The organism is Vibrio sp. RC2502 (assembly GCF_054850435.1).
On the sequence record NZ_CM141453.1, the window covers coordinates 1649936 to 1671545 of the forward strand.

General features: G+C 46.3%; 5 protein-coding genes. 3 read left to right on the plus strand and 2 right to left on the minus strand.

Translation table 11 applies throughout. From position 1 onward, the window contains the following. The first annotated feature begins 160 nt into the window (after positions 1-160). Entirely contained in the window at positions 161-1354 is a 1194-nt protein-coding gene (locus ACYJZR_RS07900) for a class I SAM-dependent methyltransferase (RefSeq protein ID WP_017448569.1), read from the plus strand. Positions 1355-1411: 57 nt separating this feature from the next. Here the strand turns inward: ACYJZR_RS07900 and ACYJZR_RS07905 are convergent, their stop codons facing one another. Next, the gene (locus tag ACYJZR_RS07905; protein WP_461715868.1) at positions 1412-8080 is read right to left on the minus strand and encodes a calcium-binding protein; all 6669 of its coding nucleotides are present in this window, start codon (positions 8078-8080) and stop codon (positions 1412-1414) included. A gap of 402 nt (positions 8081-8482) precedes the next feature. Here ACYJZR_RS07905 and ACYJZR_RS07910 point away from each other — a divergent pair, with 402 nt between their 5' ends. Next, the gene (locus ACYJZR_RS07910; protein ID WP_024103885.1) at positions 8483-9799 is read left to right on the plus strand and encodes a TolC family outer membrane protein; all 1317 of its coding nucleotides are present in this window, start codon (positions 8483-8485) and stop codon (positions 9797-9799) included. A gap of 2 nt (positions 9800-9801) precedes the next feature. Then, the gene (locus ACYJZR_RS07915; protein ID WP_274061698.1) at positions 9802-10419 is read left to right on the plus strand and encodes an OmpA family protein; all 618 of its coding nucleotides are present in this window, start codon (positions 9802-9804) and stop codon (positions 10417-10419) included. 65 nt (positions 10420-10484) lie between these two features. On the opposite strand, the gene ACYJZR_RS07920 is transcribed toward ACYJZR_RS07915, so the two are convergent. Continuing rightward, complete coding sequence (locus ACYJZR_RS07920; protein ID WP_458309605.1) at positions 10485-21329, minus strand: tandem-95 repeat protein; 10845 nt, start codon at positions 21327-21329, stop codon at positions 10485-10487. Positions 21330-21610: the final 281 nt, after the last annotated feature.

Here is a 21610-nt window from a genome sequence, read left to right on the forward strand (position 1 = left end):
ACGCAAGTGGCCCTTTTTTATGCCTGCTAACAGCTGTGCCAACGATAATGACTAACGATACCGACCGTTTAGCAAATGACTGGATTGTTGAGGGATATTGCTTTTGCCCTCAACATCCCGGACAATACGCCCCTTTCAAAATTCAACAAGAGCAAATGAAATGACAGCTGCTATCTATTTGGTTAAAGGTCGTGAGAAATCGGTTAAGCGCAAGCACCCTTGGATCTTCTCTCGAGGCATCGGTAAAGTTGAGGGCGAACCCGCTCTTGGCGAAACAGTTGATGTGTTCACTCACGACGGTAAATGGCTAGCAAAAGCGGCATATTCTCCAGAATCTCAAATCCGCGCTCGTATTTGGAGTTTTGAAAAAGAAGAAATCAACAAAGCGTTTTTCGTGAAGCGTTTTCAAAATGCTCAACTTCTTCGTGAAGACGTGATTGAACGTGATGGTTTAACGGGTTACCGACTCATCGCCGCTGAATCTGACGGCTTGCCGGGCGTGACGATTGACCGCTACCAAAACTTCTTCGTATGTCAATTGCTCAGCGCAGGCGCAGAATACAACAAGCAAGCGATTGTAGATGCATTGGTTGAATGCTTCCCTGATTGCAATGTCTACGAACGCTCTGACGTAGCAGTACGTAAGAAAGAAGGTTTGAAAGAGACCACTGGCGTATTGCACGGTGAAGTGCCTCCAAAATCTGTCGTCATCGAAGAAAACGGCGTGAAAATCAGTGTCGACATTGTAGGTGGACATAAAACGGGCTTCTACCTAGACCAGCGTGACAGTCGTCAACAAGCAATGAAGTACGTTAAAGATAAAGAAGTTCTTAACTGCTTCTCTTACACGGGTGGCTTTGGTCTTTACGCACTGAAAGGCGGCGCAAAACGCGTAATTAATGCGGATGTATCTCAGCCAGCATTGGACACAGCAAAATACAATGCAGAGCTGAACGAGTTTGATATCTCGAAAAAACGCGCTGTTTTCTTAAATGCAGATGTATTTAAACTGCTTCGTGAATACCGTGACCAAGGTACTCAGTTTGATGTGGTTATCATGGATCCACCTAAGTTTGCAGAAAGCAAAGCGCAACTAAATGGCGCATGTCGTGGTTATAAAGACATCAATATGTTGGCGATGCAAATTCTAAAACCTGGCGGCACGCTACTGACCTACTCTTGCTCTGGCTTAATGGACCAAGTTTTATTCCAAAAAATCATTGCTGACGCAGCGGTAGACGCAAACCGCCAAGTGAAATTTGTTGAGCGCTTTGAACAAGCCGCAGACCACCCAACCGATACGGCATACCCAGAAGGTTTCTACCTAAAAGGCTTTGCTTGTAAAGTACTTTAATCGCTCTTTGGCGATTATCGGAACGACATAAAAAACGGAGCTTTCGCTCCGTTTTTCTTATTCTCTCAACTGTTCGAGATTACTGATTAAGCTGTTGGCGATATCTGCGGCCGATGCGCCATCGAAATTAACTTCTAACTGTTGACCATCTTTATTAATCGTCAACGTCGAGTTACCTCCACTTTCAGTCACTTCTACGGTTATATCATCTACGCGTCCTCGGTAGTCTCCAGAACCAAGATCATCAAGCAATGCGGAAATGTCAGTACCCGTCATATCATCAAATACATCGGTAAAATCAAGCTGATCACCATCACTGAAATCCGTCACGGTATCAGTTGCGGACTGCATTTCTGTCCATTTGAAGACGTCATCACCTTCACCGCCCGTTAAGATATCATTGCCTAAACCACCGATGATCATGTCATTACCGTCGGTACCAACCAGGATATCGTCTCCATCCGTACCCATGATGAGATTCAGCTCAGAATTTAATGCCATGGTTTGATAACCAAGCGCCGTGACAGCATCTACAGTGACGTTCTCGAAATCAACCGCTACCGTTGCTTCGTTACTAATTGCACCATCAGTGTCGATAGCTTGATAGGTAAAGTCATCGTTAACGTCAGTAAAACTGGTAATTTCAGTCCCAACCAAAGTGAAGCCTGCTTTATCACTTGAACTATTGGTTTCTGGAGTAAGTCGAATTTCATCAAAGCTACCATTTGCCATCGCAACTGTGATAAAGCCTTCATGGTTACTGGTATAGTTAATATCCGTTGAGTAAAACTGCTGAACATCAACAAGAGCACCATTCAGGAAGATGTATGCTGTTAACCATGCACCACCATTGTTGAAACGGTCATTCAGACTGGCCAAATTCAGTTTCGCTTCGTTTGCAGATAAATCTTCATCTAACTCTAACGTAATATATTCACCAGTACTGATTTCATCACCCTGTCCCGTTTCATTCGGAGAAACAACAACTAACCCTACTTGTTGATTCGCAAAATCGACTGAGATCTGAGCGTCGGAATCAAAGATGATACTGTTACCAACAGTAATTATCTGACCTCCAGTGAACGTTAAGTTCGAATTAGGAGGAGTATAGGATCCAACCAAGATATCTTTCCCTTGCTCTTCAAGTAAATCAGTTGAATCAAAGCTCTGCTCCTCAAAGAAGTCTTCAGTCAAACGGTACTTAACCTCTGTGTTTTCAGGGAACTGAGTGGTTTCATCTATAATGACTTCCTGACCATTACCATCCACATAATACAACTCTCCGTGTTCAGGGAGGTCAACAACCTGTATTAGAATATCACCATCATTGGCCGCAACTGTATCATCTTCAATGTCTTCAACTCGTTGTTCATTGGTGCTAGTTAGCCCATCGAACTCTACATCCTGAACAGGGAAAATGCCTTCTTGGACATTGAGGGAAATGATGAAATCACGAGCGATTGGTGGCGTATTCGGCTCATCATTATCGATGATGGTCGTATTAACATACGCATTAGTGAGGTCAAGCGCCTCGAAAATAGGATTGTCGTCACCATCGACAATACCAGCCACACTAACTCGATAGACTTCATCCGGCTCGTCATCGGAATCATCGACAGTGCCAATGGTAAACGTCGCACTAAGACCATCCGCCCCAATAATCGCTTGGGTGGTTTCAGTGATATCGTCACCTGACGCAGTGGTGTAGCTGTAAGCTAAGGTCACGATGCTACCGACTGGCGCCGGATCGCTTAGTGTCACGGTGTATTCCGTGGTGGTGTCACCTTCCACCACATTCGCTGGACCTGTCATGGTGACGGTGACCGTATCTTCCGGACCCGGATCGGTTTCATCGCTAATGGTGGTATCAACAAAGGCATTTGATACATCTAATGCCTCAAAGATTGGATTGCTGTCGCTATCGACGATGCCCGACACGCTGACGCGGAACACTTCATCGCCTTCGGCGTACACATCGTCCACCGTATCGATGGTAAACGTAGCGGTCACACCATCCGCTCCAATCACTGCTTGAGTGGTTTCAGTGATGTCATCACCTGACGCAGTGGTGTAGCTGTAAGCTAAGGTCACGATGCTACCGACTGGCGCCGGATCGCTTAGTGTCACGGTGTATTCCGTGGTGGTGTCGCCTTCCACCACATTCGCTGGACCGGTCATGGTTACGGTAACCGTATCTTCTGGACCTGGGTCGGTTTCATCGCTAATGGTGGTGTCAACGAACGCATTATCGAGGTTCAACGCTTCGAAGATAGGATTGCTGTCGCTATCGACAATGCCTGACACGCTGACGCGGAACACTTCATCGCCTTCTGCATACACATCGTCCACCGTATCAATCGTAAACGTGGCGGTCACACCGTCGGCACCGATAATCGCTTGAGTGGTTTCAGTGATGTCATCACCCGACGCGGTGGTGTAGCTGTAAGCTAACGTGACGACGCTACCGACTGGCGCCGGATCGCTCAGTGTCACTGTGTAGTCTGTGGTGGTGTCACCTTCCACGACATTCGCTGGACCTGTCATGGTGACCGTAACCGTATCTTCTGGACCAGGATCGGTTTCATCACTTATGGTGGTATCGACAAACGCATTGTCTAAATTCAGTGCTTCAAAGATTGGATTACTGTCGCTATCGACAATGCCTGATACGCTAACGCGGAATACTTCATCGCCTTCTGCATACACATCGTCCACGGTGTCGATGGTAAACGTAGCCGTCACACCATCCGCTCCAATCACTGCTTGAGTGGTTTCAGTGATGTCATCACCCGACGCGGTGGTGTAGCTGTAAGCTAACGTGACGACGCTACCGACTGGCGCCGGATCGCTCAGTGTCACTGTGTAGTCTGTGGTGGTGTCACCTTCCACGACATTCGCTGGACCTGTCATGGTGACCGTAACCGTATCTTCTGGACCAGGATCGGTTTCATCACTTATGGTGGTATCGACAAACGCATTGTCTAAATTCAGTGCTTCAAAGATTGGATTACTGTCGCTATCGACAATGCCTGATACGCTAACGCGGAATACTTCATCGCCTTCTGCATACACATCGTCCACGGTGTCGATGGTAAACGTAGCCGTCACACCATCCGCTCCAATCACTGCTTGAGTGGTTTCAGTGATGTCATCACCTGACGCAGTGGTGTAGCTATAAGCTAACGTGACAATGCTACCGACTGGCGCCGGATCGCTCAGCGTCACGGTGTAGTCTGTGGTGGTGTCACCTTCCACGACATTCGCTGGACCGGTCATGGTGACCGTAACCGTATCTTCTGGCCCCGGATCGGTTTCATCGCTGATGGTGGTGTCAACAAAGGCATTTGAAACATCTAATGCCTCAAAAATCGGATTGCTATCGCTATCGACAATGCCTGACACGCTAACGCGGAATACTTCATCGCCTTCTGCATACACATCGTCCACGGTGTCGATGGTAAACATAGCCGTCACACCATCCGCTCCAATCACTGCTTGAGTGGTTTCAGTGATGTCATCACCTGACGCAGTGGTGTAGCTATAAGCTAACGTGACAATGCTACCGACTGGCGCCGGATCGCTCAGCGTCACGGTGTAGTCTGTGGTGGTGTCACCTTCCACGACATTCGCTGGACCGGTCATGGTTACCGTAACCGTATCTTCTGGACCCGGATCGGTTTCATCGCTGATGGTGGTGTCAACAAAGGCATTTGAAACATCTAATGCCTCAAAAATCGGATTGCTATCGCTATCGACAATGCCTGACACGCTGACACGGAACACTTCATCGCCTTCGGCGTACACATCGTCCACCGTATCGATGGTAAACGTGGCGGTTACGCCGTCAGCACCAATAATCGCTTGAGTGGTTTCAGTGATGTCGTCACCGGACGCGGTGGCGTAGCTATAAACGAGCGTGACGATGCTACCGACTGGCGCCGGATCGCTTAGTGTCACGGTGTAGTCTGTGGTGGTGTCACCTTCCACGACATTCGCTGGACCGGTCATGGTGACCGTAACCGTATCTTCTGGCCCCGGATCGGTTTCATCGCTGATGGTGGTGTCAACAAAGGCATTTGAAACATCTAATGCCTCAAAAATCGGATTGCTATCGCTATCGACAATGCCTGACACGCTAACGCGGAATACTTCATCGCCTTCTGCATACACATCGTCCACGGTGTCGATGGTAAACATAGCCGTCACACCATCCGCTCCAATCACTGCTTGAGTGGTTTCAGTGATGTCATCACCTGACGCAGTGGTGTAGCTATAAGCTAACGTGACAATGCTACCGACTGGCGCCGGATCGCTCAGCGTCACGGTGTAGTCTGTGGTGGTGTCACCTTCCACGACATTCGCTGGACCGGTCATGGTTACCGTAACCGTATCTTCTGGACCCGGATCGGTTTCATCGCTGATGGTGGTGTCAACAAAGGCATTTGAAACATCTAATGCCTCAAAAATCGGATTGCTATCGCTATCGACAATGCCTGACACGCTGACACGGAACACTTCATCGCCTTCGGCGTACACATCGTCCACCGTATCGATGGTAAACGTGGCGGTTACGCCGTCAGCACCAATAATCGCTTGAGTGGTTTCAGTGATGTCGTCACCGGACGCGGTGGCGTAGCTATAAACGAGCGTGACGATGCTACCGACTGGCGCCGGATCGCTTAGTGTCACGGTGTAGTCTGTGGTGGTGTCACCTTCCACGACATTCGCTGGACCGGTCATGGTGACCGTAACCGTATCTTCTGGACCCGGATCGGTTTCATCGCTGATGGTGGTGTCAACAAAGGCATTTGAAACATCTAATGCCTCAAAAATCGGATTGCTATCGCTATCGACAATGCCTGACACGCTGACACGGAACACTTCATCGCCTTCGGCGTACACATCGTCCACCGTATCGATGGTAAACGTGGCGGTTACGCCGTCAGCACCAATAATCGCTTGAGTGGTTTCAGTGATGTCGTCACCGGACGCGGTGGCGTAGCTATAAACGAGCGTGACGATGCTACCGACTGGCGCCGGATCGCTTAGTGTCACGGTGTACTCTGTGGTGGTGTCACCTTCCACGACATTCGCTGGACCAGTCATGGTCACGGTAACCGTATCTTCCGGACCTGGATCCGTCTCATCACTGATGGTGGTGTCGACGAACGCATTATCGAGGTTCAACGCTTCGAAGATTGGATTGCTGTCGCTATCGACAATGCCCGACACGCTGACACGAAACACTTCATCGCCTTCGGTATAAACATCGTCCACGGTATCGATGGTAAACGTAGCCGTCACACCATCGGCACCAATCACTGCTTGAGTGGTTTCAGTGATGTCATCACCGGATGCAGTGGTGTAGCTGTAAGCGAGCGTGACGATGCTACCGACTGGCGCTGGATCGCTCAGCGTTACGGTGTACTCTGTGGTGGTGTCACCTTCTACGACATTCGCTGGACCTGTCATGGTCACGGTGACCGTATCTTCTGGACCTGGGTCGGTTTCATCGCTAATGGTGGTATCGACGAACGCATTGTCTAGATTCAGTGCTTCGAAAATTGGATTGCTGTCGCTATCGACAATGCCTGATACGCTGACGCGGAACACTTCATCGCCTTCCGCGTAAACGTCATCCACGGTATCTATGGTGAATGTGGCGGTCACACCATCCCCACCAATCACTGCTTGAGTGGTTTCAGTGATGTCATCACCCGATGCAGTGGTGTAGCTGTAAGCGAGCGTGACGATGCTACCGACGGGCGCCGGATCGCTCAGTGTTACGGTGTATTCGGAAGTAGTTTCACCTTCCGAAACGCTATTCGGGCCGGTCATATTAACGGTTACAGTATCTTCTGGCCCTTGCTCTGCCTCATCTGTAATCGTTGCAACACCCGTAACTGGAGTAGGCTGATCTGGCGTTGAACCGGACAAACTGAATGTTTCCGATCCTTCCGCTAAATTATCATCAATGGTATCCAAGCTAACCGTAAAAGACTCTTCCCCAATCGGAAGAGAAACAGTGAACGATCCATCATCATTCACCTGAATTTCTTGGGTGGTTCCGTTGGATAATGTAATTAAAACCGTTGTATTTACATAATCTGCACCAACATCGCTCGCCGCCCCGCCTACAGCAGAACCATCATTAAGGGTAAACTCTATGGTAGTTTCTTCTTCCGTTGGTTGATTAAGGGTAACGTCGAAAGAGACTTGCTGCCCTTCATCTACTGCAGGGCTAGAAATATCTTGCACCGTAATTGTTACTGGAATCGGAATTCCTGTCGGAGCTGGTGCCTGAGTTGGAGGGAGAATGTCCAATAAAGTTAGAATCTGAGTGGTTGAGAATCCCGCGCCTTCAGTGCCAACTGTCTCAAAGTTGGTACTAGCGAGCAATTCTGTCCCTGTTCGTGCAACATTCCCTGTTGTCTGAGGACTAGACCCATTTGCTTCGCCCGCTGCGGTTTCAAACTCTTGACCTAGTTGGGTCGGGTCTTGTCCCGCTGCAATAGCTTCTATCAACGCAGTAATATCACCAGTTACATTGATGGAACTGCCTTGCGGTGTCACTTGCTCAATGACCAGTTCTGAAGTGTCTGAAACTTCGTTAATAATTAGTTCCCCTGGTTTAGGCAACTGTCCTTGTTCGAGGGTTCTAATTTCCCCATCGAGACCGATAACTACAATATTACTCATCAATGAGCCAAAAGTTACTCGTTCCATATCTACCTCGCCCCACTTTGAACTAAGTCAAAAGTTTGTCACCCCAATATTTACGTCTATAGTTTAGTCAAAATCTTCATATTTTCGTTGTATGTGCAAGGGGCGATGTGCTGATTAACTCAAGGGGCGGGGTTACAGGTGCAGCAGGGAATTGCACAGGTCGTGGAACGCTATGATATTAAGAAATCAAGCTTTTCTCTTGCTTAAACACAAACGGTTGCCAAGCAACATTTTGCACATGTGCTAAGGTTTAATCAGGCGAACTTCTGGATATTCGAAACAAAAGCCTAGGTTTAACAGTAGGTTGATAATTTACTTACTCAAACACTGTTATTTGTGATGTTTTATCTCAAATGTGAGATGAAACAGCAAAAAGCAACACGATTTTTTAGGAGAAACACCGTGAAATGGAACCGACTAAGTATTGCTTGCTGCTGTAGCTTAATAGTGTCTATACCCGTTTTCGGTCAAACTTTAGAGCAAGCCGTGGCATTAACGTTAAAAAATAACCCAGATATCAAAAGCGCATTTAATGAATTTGAGAGCCGAAGGTACATCAATGAGGCGTCAACAGGCGCCTATTTGCCTTCTCTCGATCTTGATGCGGGCATTGGTTACGAAGGCCTCGACCCATCTGATGAAGTCGGACGAGGCAACACTGACTATACGAGAAAAGAAGCGTCTATCACCCTAACCCAATTAATTTGGGATGGAAGCGCGACATTAAACGATATTGACCGTACCGCTGCTGATGCAGAATCGGTGCGATTCCAACTGTTAGCTGATGCTTCAGACAAGGCATTAGAAGTCACTAAAGTCTACTTAGATGCGGTAAAGGCTTATGAAGTCTTAAAGCTGTCTGAGAACAATCTTGCCGTTCACAAGGACATCTACACGGACATCAAAAAACGAGTCACTTCCGGCATAGGCTCGACTGCGGACTTAACACAGGTTGAAGCTCGTTTAGCGAAAGCGCATGGTAATCTGGCAGCTGCACAAAACAACCTGTACGACTCCCACACAATGTTTACTCGCTTGGTGGGGCAAACGCCACAAGGGTTAATTTTTCCAAGAGCTGATCAGAACTTTATCCCCTACACCGTTGATGAAGCGGTTGGTTTGGCATTTGAATTACACCCGGTGATTCAAATCGCATTGGCGGATGTGGACTCTGCCAAGTTCCAATACAAACAATCGAAAGGCGTTAACTACCCGACGATCTCGATTGAAGCTTCTCAAACTTGGAAAGACGATGCGGATGGCTTAAAAGGTCGAAGCGATGAAACTCTCGCCATGTTGCGTTTACGCTATAACTTGTTCAACGGCGGTAGCGATGCGGCAAATTCAGAAAACTTCGCATACCAACTCAACAAAGCGAAAGACTTACGTGAAGGCGCGTACCGTAATGTTGAGGAAGGGCTTCGCTTATCTTGGAGTGCTCTGGACTTAACGCTGCAACAAAAAGAATTTTTAGCAGACCACGTTGATTCGGCAGCTGAGACGGTCATCGCGTATGAAAAGCAATATCGAATCGGTAAACGAACCTTACTAGACGTTCTAAACACTGAAAACGAGTTGTTTGAAGCGCGTAAAGATTACCTTGATTCAAAATATGCAGAGCAATATGCCAAATATCGTGTGATGAACGCAACTGGCCAATTGTTGAGTGCGTTAAGAGTCGAAATGCCGAAAGAATGGCTAGAAAAAGTGGAGTATTAATTATGAAAAACATAACTATTATTGCACTGTCATTAGTTGTTGCTGCATGTAGCTCTTCGAGTGATCGAGGCGACGAATACGATTACATCGACACTCCTATTGCAGATCAATGGGCCGACCACCAAGATGACGACAGCGACGGCGTCATTAACCAGCGCGATTTATGCCCGGGCACACCATTAGGTGCGGAAATTGATAATGATGGCTGCGGATCTTACGCAAACTCATCACAACAAATGCAAATTCGAGTGTTATTTGCAAATGATTCAGATGAAATTAACCCGGTTTTCGCGAAGCAGATTCGAGAACTCTCAGATTTCTTGAAAGAATACCCAAGCACATCCATTGAGTTGCAAGGTTACGCGAGCCGCACAGGTGGATCTGAGCACAATTTAGAACTCTCCAAACGCCGAGCAGAGAACGTAAGAAAGGCACTGCTACAGAACGGTATTACTCCTGATCGAGTTACTATTGTTGGCTACGGCGATACGGTTTTAGCAACAACCGGAACAGACGAAGTAAGCCATGCTTTGAACCGACGTGTGACCGCAACAGTAGTAGGACACAAAGGTGAAGTGAAAAAAGAATGGACCATTTTCACCACACTTCCAAAAAGCTAACTATTCAAGAACATCAAAAAAGGTCTAGCAATTGCTAGACCTTTTTATTAGAGGCTGATTTGTCACTACATGTCTTTGTATTGAGAATCGAGACTTGCAATCAAATGCTGTGTGATATCATCCACGCTTGCGCTATTGAAGTGGATATCTAATGTTGAGCTACCTTTAGTAATACTCAAATTCGTATCTGCGCTGCCATCTTGACTTACTTCAACATGATAGCCGCCAGCGTCTCCTGTATGACTACCTGATTGTAAATCACTTAACAGATCGCCTACTTCATCTTTCGATAAATCCTCAAACAGATCGGAGAAGTCTAGCGAGTCTTCACTGCTAGAAAAATCTGTGACAGTGTCGCGTTCGTTGGCCACATCGATCCATTTGAAGATGTCCTCACCATCACCGCCAGTCAGAATGTCGCTGCCTAAACCACCAATCAAAATGTCATTATCTACGCCACCGAACAGCTTGTCGTGTCCACCTTGCCCAAACAAGATGTCATTTCCTGCACCACCATAAATGGTGTCCGCTTGGTCATAATAACGAGATTGCTCAAACTCAGCTTGGTTTTCAGTAATGTAGTGATGAACTTCCTCCTTCGTTACCAGAGCAACATCTTTCCCCAGTTGAGAAGCTACATAGTTTTGTAGCGCAGAAACACCTTGCTCTCCATTGATATCAAAACGAATCGCATCACCAAAAATGATGTCGTTTCCATCAAGGCTACTAATCTCATCCTTGCCTTGCATTAATGACACTTCTTTGCCAAGAATCACTTCTGCAAGTTGATTAACATCGATGTTAGTTCTTACAACACCATCAGAGTCAAAGTGTTTCAACGAATCTTCATTCAGATGACCGCCAATACCTATTGAGCGTACTTCGCTAAATTCTGCCAATGCGCTATATGCGTTATTTGCTTGCTCAAGAACGTTGTTCCCAAAGTCGTCATATTCGTAAGAATTCAGCATCCTACCCATCTCTTCACCAGTAGAAAGGGAATATACTGTTCCACGGAAATCTATGACTGTTTTATTGTTGTATGTAACTGTATCGCCAAATCTATAATCACTTGGCAAGACATCAGCCAAGGTCACTAACTGCTGCTCTGATACGCCAAGTACAACACTCTCTTTACTGCTATACCAATTCACATTGTTGTCTGTAGCTTGGTTTGGACGACCATCAGAAATGAAATAGCTTAAATTCGTTGCGCCACTATCAGCATTCTCAAACCAGTTCAATGCTGATTGGAAGCCTGCTTCATAGTTTGTGTTACCGTCACCGAGCTTCACAATTGCGTCCAATATTGATTCTACTTGAGACTTAGCATTGTCAGAGCTCAAATCCAATTCGAGCACCTGTTTGCTCTCAGTGGAAAAAGTGGTTAATAAAACGTTCACTTTGCCCGAATGAGGTCCACTTGCACTTTCGATCAGAGTATTCAGCACTGTTTTTAGTTCAGTTACCGCACGGCCAACGTCGTAACCCATACTGCCAGACGTATCGAGCATAAAGGCAATGTTGTAATCCTGACCTTCGACAATTTGTAACCCTTGAACATCACCAACGATCACGTCGTTATCATCGGACCCAACTATGTTGTTATCACCATGCGTACCAGAAACAAACTCATAATCACGGACTGAAACAGTAGCCGTGTCCGCTCCCATTTGAGTATTGTTATTAACTTCAACACTTCCTGCCGTCGCTGTTACATCAAAATCTAACGAGCCATTGTAATCTGCTGGTACAGTAATCGTACCGCTTAGTTGATGACTGGTTTGATTTGGTTCACTTGAAAGGTCAACCGTGTAAGAACCATCGCTGTTTTCAGTAACCGTTTTGCCATTCACCTCTAATGTTAGCCCTGAAGGGATTCCCGTTAAGGTGACGCTATCGTTAATGAATGACTCACTGCCATCCACATCGATAAGATCAAGGTTCAGCTCAAAAGAGACTTGCTGCTCTGTAAGTACAACATACTCTCCTGTGTTGTTATCTAGCTTGATAATGGCATCTTGGAAGATAAGTTGTTCAATTTCATAAAGGTGGTCACCCGACTCTTTATCAGTGCTCGAAACAACATCTTTTGTATCAATAAATCGACTATCTTCGACAATCCAATACGGGACTTCTGAGTGGTCAGATGCTGGGTAATAGCTGAAGTCGTAATCAGACAACTTACCAGAGTAAACAACTGTGTCAGTCTCAGCTTGATCGTCTAATGAACCAATACCGCCATAGATAGAATCATTACCTCCTCCAGTCACAAAGATATCACTGCCTTGAGCATCAACGTTGGCACCTGCTTGTTGATCACCTACAAAACTCAGTGGTGATTCAGTGTCTCCGCTTAGCATTAAGTCGTTACCAGCATGACCATTATTAAACGCTTGTGTCACCACATGTTCAAAATCGAGCCCTGGTAAATTGCTTGCCTCAAGCAGATCTTTAAGTTCTTCGTCTGTAGACCAGCTTCCGCCTAATGTCACAGGTACAGACGTTACTGGACCGAAAGTAAGGTCAATCTTAATTGAGTCCGCTACAGGCTCTATGTCGATACTCAACGTACCTGAAGCAGAAGAATTGCCATCACTAACAGTGAAATGAATCTGCTCGTAAGTATCCAAGCCGTTCCCAACACCGTCTTTATCGAAAACATCTGCACCAGATTCATGTTCAGCAGGAACATAGCGAACAAGACCACTTTCGATATCAGAAGCGAGTACACTGCCAGAAACCACTTCCCAACCATCAGAACCTTTCACTTGTAGTGAGCCATTTAGAGCAGAAGTGTCAAACTCAACACTTACCTCACTGTCAACGACGCCTAAATGTTCTAGTGTGATAACAATCGCTTCGTCTTCTAATCCGGAAATTTCGTTGCTTTGAACCGTTGGCGGAACATCATTATCATCAATATAGCCAACGCCAGATACATCTCCGACTTTAATCACAAGGCTTTCTGTTGATTCAACCAACTGATCATCAATGCTTGGAATGGTAATATCAAAGCCATTCACACCGGCTGGAACAATAAGGTATCCGCCCAAATACTTCACGCCATTAGTAAAAGTTGCGTTCGACAAATCAATATCTTGAGAGCTCGTACTAGACCCCTCTGCAGAGAAATCCACTTGATACTTAACGGTCTGATCTGTTGCATTATTTAGAGAAACAGAAAACGTGACATCGTCACCTTCAATAACCGTAACACCTGTAATGCTCTGCACAGCAGGTCCATTTTCCGCAACATTACCATCTAGCATTTCGTTAACGATATTGACTGTAGATGGATCGCTAACGCCACTTTCAGAGTCGACTGCCACATATCCAAAGCTGTCTTCGGTAGGAACACCTTCTACATAACGTAACTCCCAGTTACCTTCATTTTTCGTAGAAAAATCTAACTGAGTAATGACCGAACCTTCAGGAAGAGCTAGATCTTTCCCATAACCAACGCTTGTTTCTTGGAATAGCATGAAGTTGCCTTCAGGCTTCAAAAACTCGAACGTTTGAGTCTGTTGGACATTATTTGAATCTAAGTATGTAACCGTAATAAGCGCTGCGTTGTCATCACCGTAATCAAACAATCCACCTAATCCATCTAGACCAAGGTTTACGGAGCCAACAGGATTATTAGACAAATCGATCGTAATCGTTTCACCCTTCTCAATACCCTGCCCGTCATTGTCAGCGATACCATTGCCGATGTGTGACACCTGACGGTTGTATTGCGCAAGTTCACCGCTATCAGAAGAAATAGTGATAGAGGCTCCATTTGCTAAATGCTCAGTACGGGAATGTGATGGTCCACCATCCTCACTTAATCCCCAGTTATTGAAATCTGATGTAGATTCTGAGCCATTAGGCGTATTTGGACGATCTTTGATACCTAATAAGAAGCCAACATTATCAGCTTCATAGTAAAGACTGTCTTTGTCATAAAGCGTATCGCTTACTTCTTTAATTTCGTGCAACTCACCGTCACTATCTTTAAAGAACAACGTACCTGATGTTGGCAGTTCAGTAATCCGGACATGTAGATCATTGCCTTTTAAGTCGTCTTCAACATCCGCGATATGATCCTTAGAGTCACCGCTACCCAGAGGTTTCGTATCGGTATCAAACACAACTTGCGTAAGCTGATCATCGGCGACATGCGTAAAGTCTTCACTTTCAGGCTTGTCGTTTACTGGTGTCACATTGACCGTGACGGTGGTGGATTCAGACACACCGCCTGATGTCACGACATAAGTGAAAGTATCTTTACCGACGTAGTTATCATCTGGTGTGTAGGTCACCGTACCATCGTTGTTTACGATGACGGTACCATTTTTAGGACCATTCTCAGCGTCCAGAGACACCACTTTATCTTTGCCTTCAAACGTGTCGTTACCTAAGACGTTAATGATAGTTGGTGTGTCTTCGACTACATTCGTGCTGTCAGCCTCGATGTCGACTACTGGTGCAACCGTAAAGTCCACCGTTTGGCTAACACTTTCACCATTTGGGTCGGTAGCAGTAAACGTTAAGGTTTCTGAGCCGTTCCAGTCTGCTGTTGGTGAAATGGTCGCGATGCCATTTTCAATCGAAACCAACACGTTGCTATTGCCAGACACTGAGAAGTTTAGCGCTGAGTCGCTATCTTTAAATGCATCGTTTAAATCAATCGTGTAGGTCGCAAAGTCTTCCGATAACTCTTGATCTGCAATGGCATTTTCAACAGTCGGTGCATCGTTAACACGATTCACAATCAAACTGTCACTGTCGTTAGCTGTTGGATTTACACCATCCGATACTGACGCGCTGATAGTTAGGTCTTTAAGGTTAAGTTCATCATTATTAACTGCATCAACGCCTGCTTGAGTCAGCTTGACTTCATTGCCAACCAACACGAAGTAGCCGTTTGAGTTGTTTTCTAAAGAAACGGTTAATTGGTCTTCAGGCGTGTCAGTATCGCGAACCGTTAAGGTTGCGACTACCGTATCAGTGTTCACTGCATCTTCAGTGATGCTTTCTACTGCATCAACCTTGATGGTTGGCGCATCGTTAACACGATTCACAATCAAACTGTCACTATCGTTAGCCGTTGGATTTACACCATCCGACACTGACGCGCTGATAGTCAGGTCTTTAAGGTTGAGTTCATCGTTGTTAACTGCGTCAACACCCGCTTGAGTCAACTTGACTTCATTGCCAACCAACACGAAGTAACCGTTTGAGTTATTTTCTAAAGAAACGGTTAATTGGTCTTCTGGCGTGTCAGTATCGCGAACCGTTAAGGTTGCGACTACCGTATCAGTGCTCACTGCATCTTCAGTGATGCTTTCTACTGCATCAACCTTGATGGTTGGCGCATCGTTCACTGGATTTACTGTAACAGTTACTTTCGCTTCGTCGGTCAATTGGCCGTCCGTTACGGTGTAAGTGATTTCGGCGTCGCCATTGAAGTTCTCGGCCGGAGTGAAAACAAGTTTGCCATTCACCACTTCAACCGTACCCTGCTCTTTAGGCACAGAGACTGATTCAATACTCAGCTTATCGCCATCCACATCAGTATCGTTTGGCAGAACATCAATAGTAACTGCAGTGTCTTCTTGTGTCGTAGCGATGTCATCTTTCGCCACTGGAGCATCGTTGACCGGTGTCACATTGACTTCAACGATAGCGGATTCAGACACACCGCCAGAGGTGACGATGTAGGTGAAAGTATCTTTACCGACGTAGTTATCATTTGGTGTGTAAGTCACGCTGCCGTCAGGATTGACCGAGACCGTGCCGTTGGCTGGGCCGTTATTGGCATCGAGCGACACCACTTTACCGTCGCCTTCGAACGTGTCGTTACCTAAGACCTTGATGATGGTTGGCGTGTCTTCAACAACCGTCGCTTTGTCTGCCACAATGTCCGCTACAGGCGCAACTGTGAAGTTTACGGTTTGGCTAATGCTTTCACCGCTTGGATCAGTAGCAGTAAACGTTAGGGTTTCTGAGCCGTTCCAGTCTGCTGTTGGTGAAATGGTCGCGATGCCATTTTCAATCGAAACCAACACGTTGCTATTGCCAGACACTGAGAAGTTTAGCGCTGAGTCGCGATCTTTAAATGCGTCATTTAAATCAATCGTGTAGGTCGCAAAGTCTTCCGATAACTCTTGATCTGCAATGGCATTTTCAACAGTCGGTGCATCGTTAACACGATTCACAATCAAACTATCACTGTCGCTAGCCGTTGGATTTACACCATCCGACACTGACGCGCTGATAGTCAGGTCTTTAAGGTTGAACTCATCGTTGTTAACCGCGTCAACACCCGCTTGAGTCAACTTGACTTCATTGCCAACCAACACGAAGTAACCGTTTGAGTTATTTTCTAAAGAAACGGTTAATTGGTCTTCAGGCGTGTCAGTATCGCGAACCGTTAAGGTTGCGACTACCGTATCAGTGCTCACTGCATCTTCAGTGATACTTTCTACTGCATCAACCTTGATGGTTGGCGCATCGTTCACTGGATTTACTGTAACAGTTACTTTCGCTTCGTCGGTCAATTGGCCGTCCGTTACGGTATAAGTGATTTCAGCGTCACCATTGAAGTTTTCGGCCGGTGTGAACACCAACTTGCCATCAACAATCTCAACTGTACCTTGGTCACTCGGCACAGACGCCGAGTCAATGCGTAACGTATCACCATCGATGTCAGTATCGTTTGACAGAACATCAATAGTAACTGCGGTGTCTTCTTGTGTCGTAGCGATGTCATCTTTCGCCACTGGCGCATCGTTGACCGGTGTTACATTGACTTCAACGATAGCGGATTCAGACACACCGCCAGAGGTGACGATGTAGGTGAAAGTATCTTCACCATGATAGTTGTCGTTTGGCGTGTAAGTCACGCTGCCGTCAGGGTTGACCGAGACCGTGCCGTTGGCTGGGCCGTTATTGGTATCTAGCGACACCACTTTATCGTCGCCTTCGAACGTGTCGTTACCTAAGACCTTGATGATGGTTGGAGTATCTTCCACGACCCTCGCGCTGTCTGCCACGATGTCTGCCACAGGCGCAACCGTGAAGTTCACCGTTTGGCTAACGCTTTCGCCGCTTGGATCGGTAGCAGTAAAGGTCAACGCTTCTGAGCCGTTCCAGTCTGCGGTTGGAGTGAACGTAGCAATACCGTTGACGATCGCCACTTGAATGTTGCTATTACCTGAGACGCTAAACGTTAACTCGCCATCAACATTATCCACATCACTGAAGGCGGTATTCAGATCGATGGTGTATGGGGTGAAATCTTCCGCCAAGGTTTGGTCTGCGATGCTGCTTTCAACCACAGGCGTGTCGTTCACCGCATTCACGGTGACGTTGACCGTGGCTTGGTCGGTCAGTGCGCCGTCGGTGATGGTGTAAGTAATTTCGGCGTCACCATGAAAGTTCTCGGCCGGTGTGAAGACCAATTTGCCGTCAACAATTTCAACCTTACCTTGTGTTTCAGGTACGGACGCCGATTGGATAGACAGCTTATCGCCATCAATATCGGTGTCGTTTGGCAGGACATCAATCGTCACTGGCGTGTCTTCGTCAGTAATCGCCGTGTCATCTTTTGCCACTGGCGCATCATTGACTGGCGTCACATCGACGCTCACCGTGGTGGATTCCGATACCCCGCCTGACGTGACAATGTAGGTGAAGCTGTCTGTACCGTGGTAGTTGTCGTTTGGCGTGTAAGTTACGCTGCCATCAGGGTTGACCGAGACCGTACCGTTGGCCGGGCCGTTATTGGTATCTAGCGACACCACTTTGTCGTCGCCTTCGAACGTGTCGTTACCTAAGACCTTGATGATGGTTGGCGTGTCTTCCACAACCGTCGCTTTGTCTGCCACAATGTCTACCACAGGCGCAACCGTGAAGTTCACTGTTTGGCTGATGCTTTCATTACTTGGGTCTTTAGCTGTGAATGTAATTGTCTCTTTGCCATTCCAATCCGCGGTCGGAGTGATTGTGGCGACGCCATTCACAATAGAAATTTGGATGCTGTTGTTGCCAGAGGCTGAGAATTCTAGCGAGGAATCAGTATCTTTGAATACTTCATTCAAGTCGATCGTGTATGCATCGAAATCTTCCGATAACACTTGGTCTGCAATGGCATTTTCAACAGTCGGTGCATCGTTAACACGATTCACAACCAAACTATCACTGTCACTAGCCGTTGGATTAACACCATCCGACACTGACGCGCTAATAGTTAGGTCTTTAAGGTTAAGTTCATCATTATTAACTGCATCAACGCCTGCTTGAGTCAACTTGACTTCATTGCCAACCAACACGAAGTAGCTGTTTGAGTTGTTTTCTAGAGAAACGGTTAATCGGTCTTCAGGCGTGTCAGTATCGCGAACCGTTAAGGTTGCGACTACCGTATCAGTGCTCACTGCGTTTTCAGTGATGCTTTCTACGGCATCAACCTTGATGGTTGGCACATCGTTCACTGGGTTAACGGTAACGCTCACTTTCGCTTCGTCGGTCAATTCACCGTCCGTTACGGTGTAGATGATTTCAGCGTGGCCATTGAAGTTTTCTGCCGGTGTGAACACCAGTTTTCCATCAACGATCTCAACTGTACCTTGTGTTTCAGGTACGGACGCCGATTGGATAGACAACTTATCGCCATCCACATCAGTATCGTTTGGCAGAACATCAATAGTAACCGCTGTGTCTTCTTGTGTCGTAGCAATATCATCTTTCGCCACTGGTGCGTCATTGACTGGCGTCACATCGACGTTCACCGTGGTGGATTCCGATACCCCGCCTGACGTGACAATGTAGATGAAGCTGTCTGTACCGTGGTAGTTGTCGTTTGGCGTGTAAGTCACGCTGCCGTCAGGATTGACCGAGACCGTGCCGTTGGCTGGGCCGTTATTGGTATCTAGCGACACCACTTTATCGTCGCCTTCGAACGTGTCATTACCTAAGACCTTTATGATGGTTGGCGTGTCTTCCACAACCGTCACGCTGTCTGCCACGATGTCTGCCACAGGCGCAACTGTGAAGTTTACGGTTTGGCTGATGCTTTCATTACTTGGGTCTTTAGCTGTGAATGTAATTGTCTCTTTGCCATTCCAATCCGCGGTCGGAGTGATTGTGGCGACGCCATTCACAATAGAAATTTGGATGCTGTTGTTGCCAGAGGCTGAGAATTCTAGCGAGGAATCAGTATCTTTGAATACTTCATTCAAGTCGATCGTGTATGCATCGAAATCTTCCGATAACACTTGGTCTGCAATGGCATTTTCAACAGTCGGTGCATCGTTAACACGATTCACAATCAAACTATCACTGTCACTAGCCGTTGGATTAACACCATCCGATACTGACGCGCTGATAGTCAGATCTTTAAGGTTAAGTTCATCATTGTTAACTGCATCGACGCCTACTTGAGTCAACTTGACTTCATTGCCAACCAACACGAAGTAGCCGTTTGAGTTATTTTCTAAAGATACGGTTAATTGGTCTTCAGGCGTGTCAGTATCGCGAACCGTTAAGGTTGCGACTACCGTATCAGTGCTCACTGCATCTTCAGTGATGCTTTCTACGGCTTCAACCTTGATGGTTGGTGCATCGTTCACTGGATTTACTGTAACAGTTACTTTCGCTTCGTCGGTCAATTCACCGTCCGTTACAGTGTAAGTAATTTCAGCATCACCATTGAAGTTTTCTGCCGGTGTGAAAACAAGTTTGCCATCCACCACTTCAACCGTACCCTGCTCTTTAGGAACAGAGGCTGATTCAATACTCAGCTTATCGCCATCCACGTCGGTGTCGTTAGTCAGTACATCAATGGTAACTGCGGTGTCTTCTTGTATAGATGTGGTGTCATCAACGGCAACAGGACTGTCATTTACAGGCGTAACCGTAACAGTCACTTTCGCTTCGTCCGTCAAATCGCCATCAGTTACGATGTAAGTGATGGTTGCTTCACCGTTGAAGTTCTCAGCTGGCGTGAACACCAGTTTGCCGTCGACAATGTCAACTGAGCCTTGCTCTGAAGGAACTGATGCTGATTGAATACTGAGTACGTCACCTTCAACATCACTATCATTGACTAAAACATCAATCGTAACAGCGGTGTCTTCTTCTGTCGTAATTACATCGTTTTCTGCGTTTGGCGCATCATTGATAGGCAGAATATCGAGATTTGCAGAACCAGATACCACTAGGTCTTCGTCATCAATAATGTCGAAAGTGAAAGAGACTTCTGTGTCATCATCGATTTGCGGAGTGAAAGTCCACGTGCCATCACCATTGTCGACAAGAGTGCCATTCCCTTTATCGATAATGAGGTTCTCAACAGATAATGTGTCTTTGTCTTCATCATCAACATTTGACAGTAACTCTTCCGTCGTAATGATGATTGAACCACCGTCCTCTTCAATCGCATCAAGAGTAACTGGCGTTGTTGCCAAAGGTTTATCAGTGCTGTCAACACTCGTTTGAAGATTACTTCGGAATAGATCGTTCAGTGCTAGAACTTGTGTTTGCGATAGTCCTAGAGACTCAATACCAATGGTTTCAAAACTGGTGGATGCCAAGAGTTCAGTACCATCGCGAACAATTGTCGCACTGGTTTGCAGACTAGAGCCGCCGTTCTCACCAGCTGCTGGCGCAAACTCTTCATCTACAGCAGAAGGGTCTTGTCCTTGTTCGATTGCACTAATAATTTGTAAAACATCATCAGTGACATCTTTAGAACCCTGCTCTTGAGTCAATTGCACGTTTAAATCCAGAGGGCCAACATCTGTTGATGTCACAACCACTTCTCCTGGTAGTGGCTGTTGTCCCTCCGTTAGTACTCTCAGCTTCCCATCTAATCCTATTACAACGACTTGATTGCCGAGTGAAACTAACGCTGTACGATCCATATAAAACTTCACCCCAAATTACTGTCAACTTTTTGACTAACGATACTAATTTGCTATATATTGCCCGAATATATACTGCAATAACAGTAATTTGATGCCTATTTTCAACTTATAAGTCACAATTTTTCCATATTGTCGATTGTCAGTTGGTGGGTGATTGAGATCTCTGTATAAGCAACTATAAAATGTAACAAAACCAAATAAAGGTGATATTAGTTCGAAGTTAAACCCCTAGTAGGCATATTTTCGTATCACTTTTGAAACACATTCTAAACAAAGCG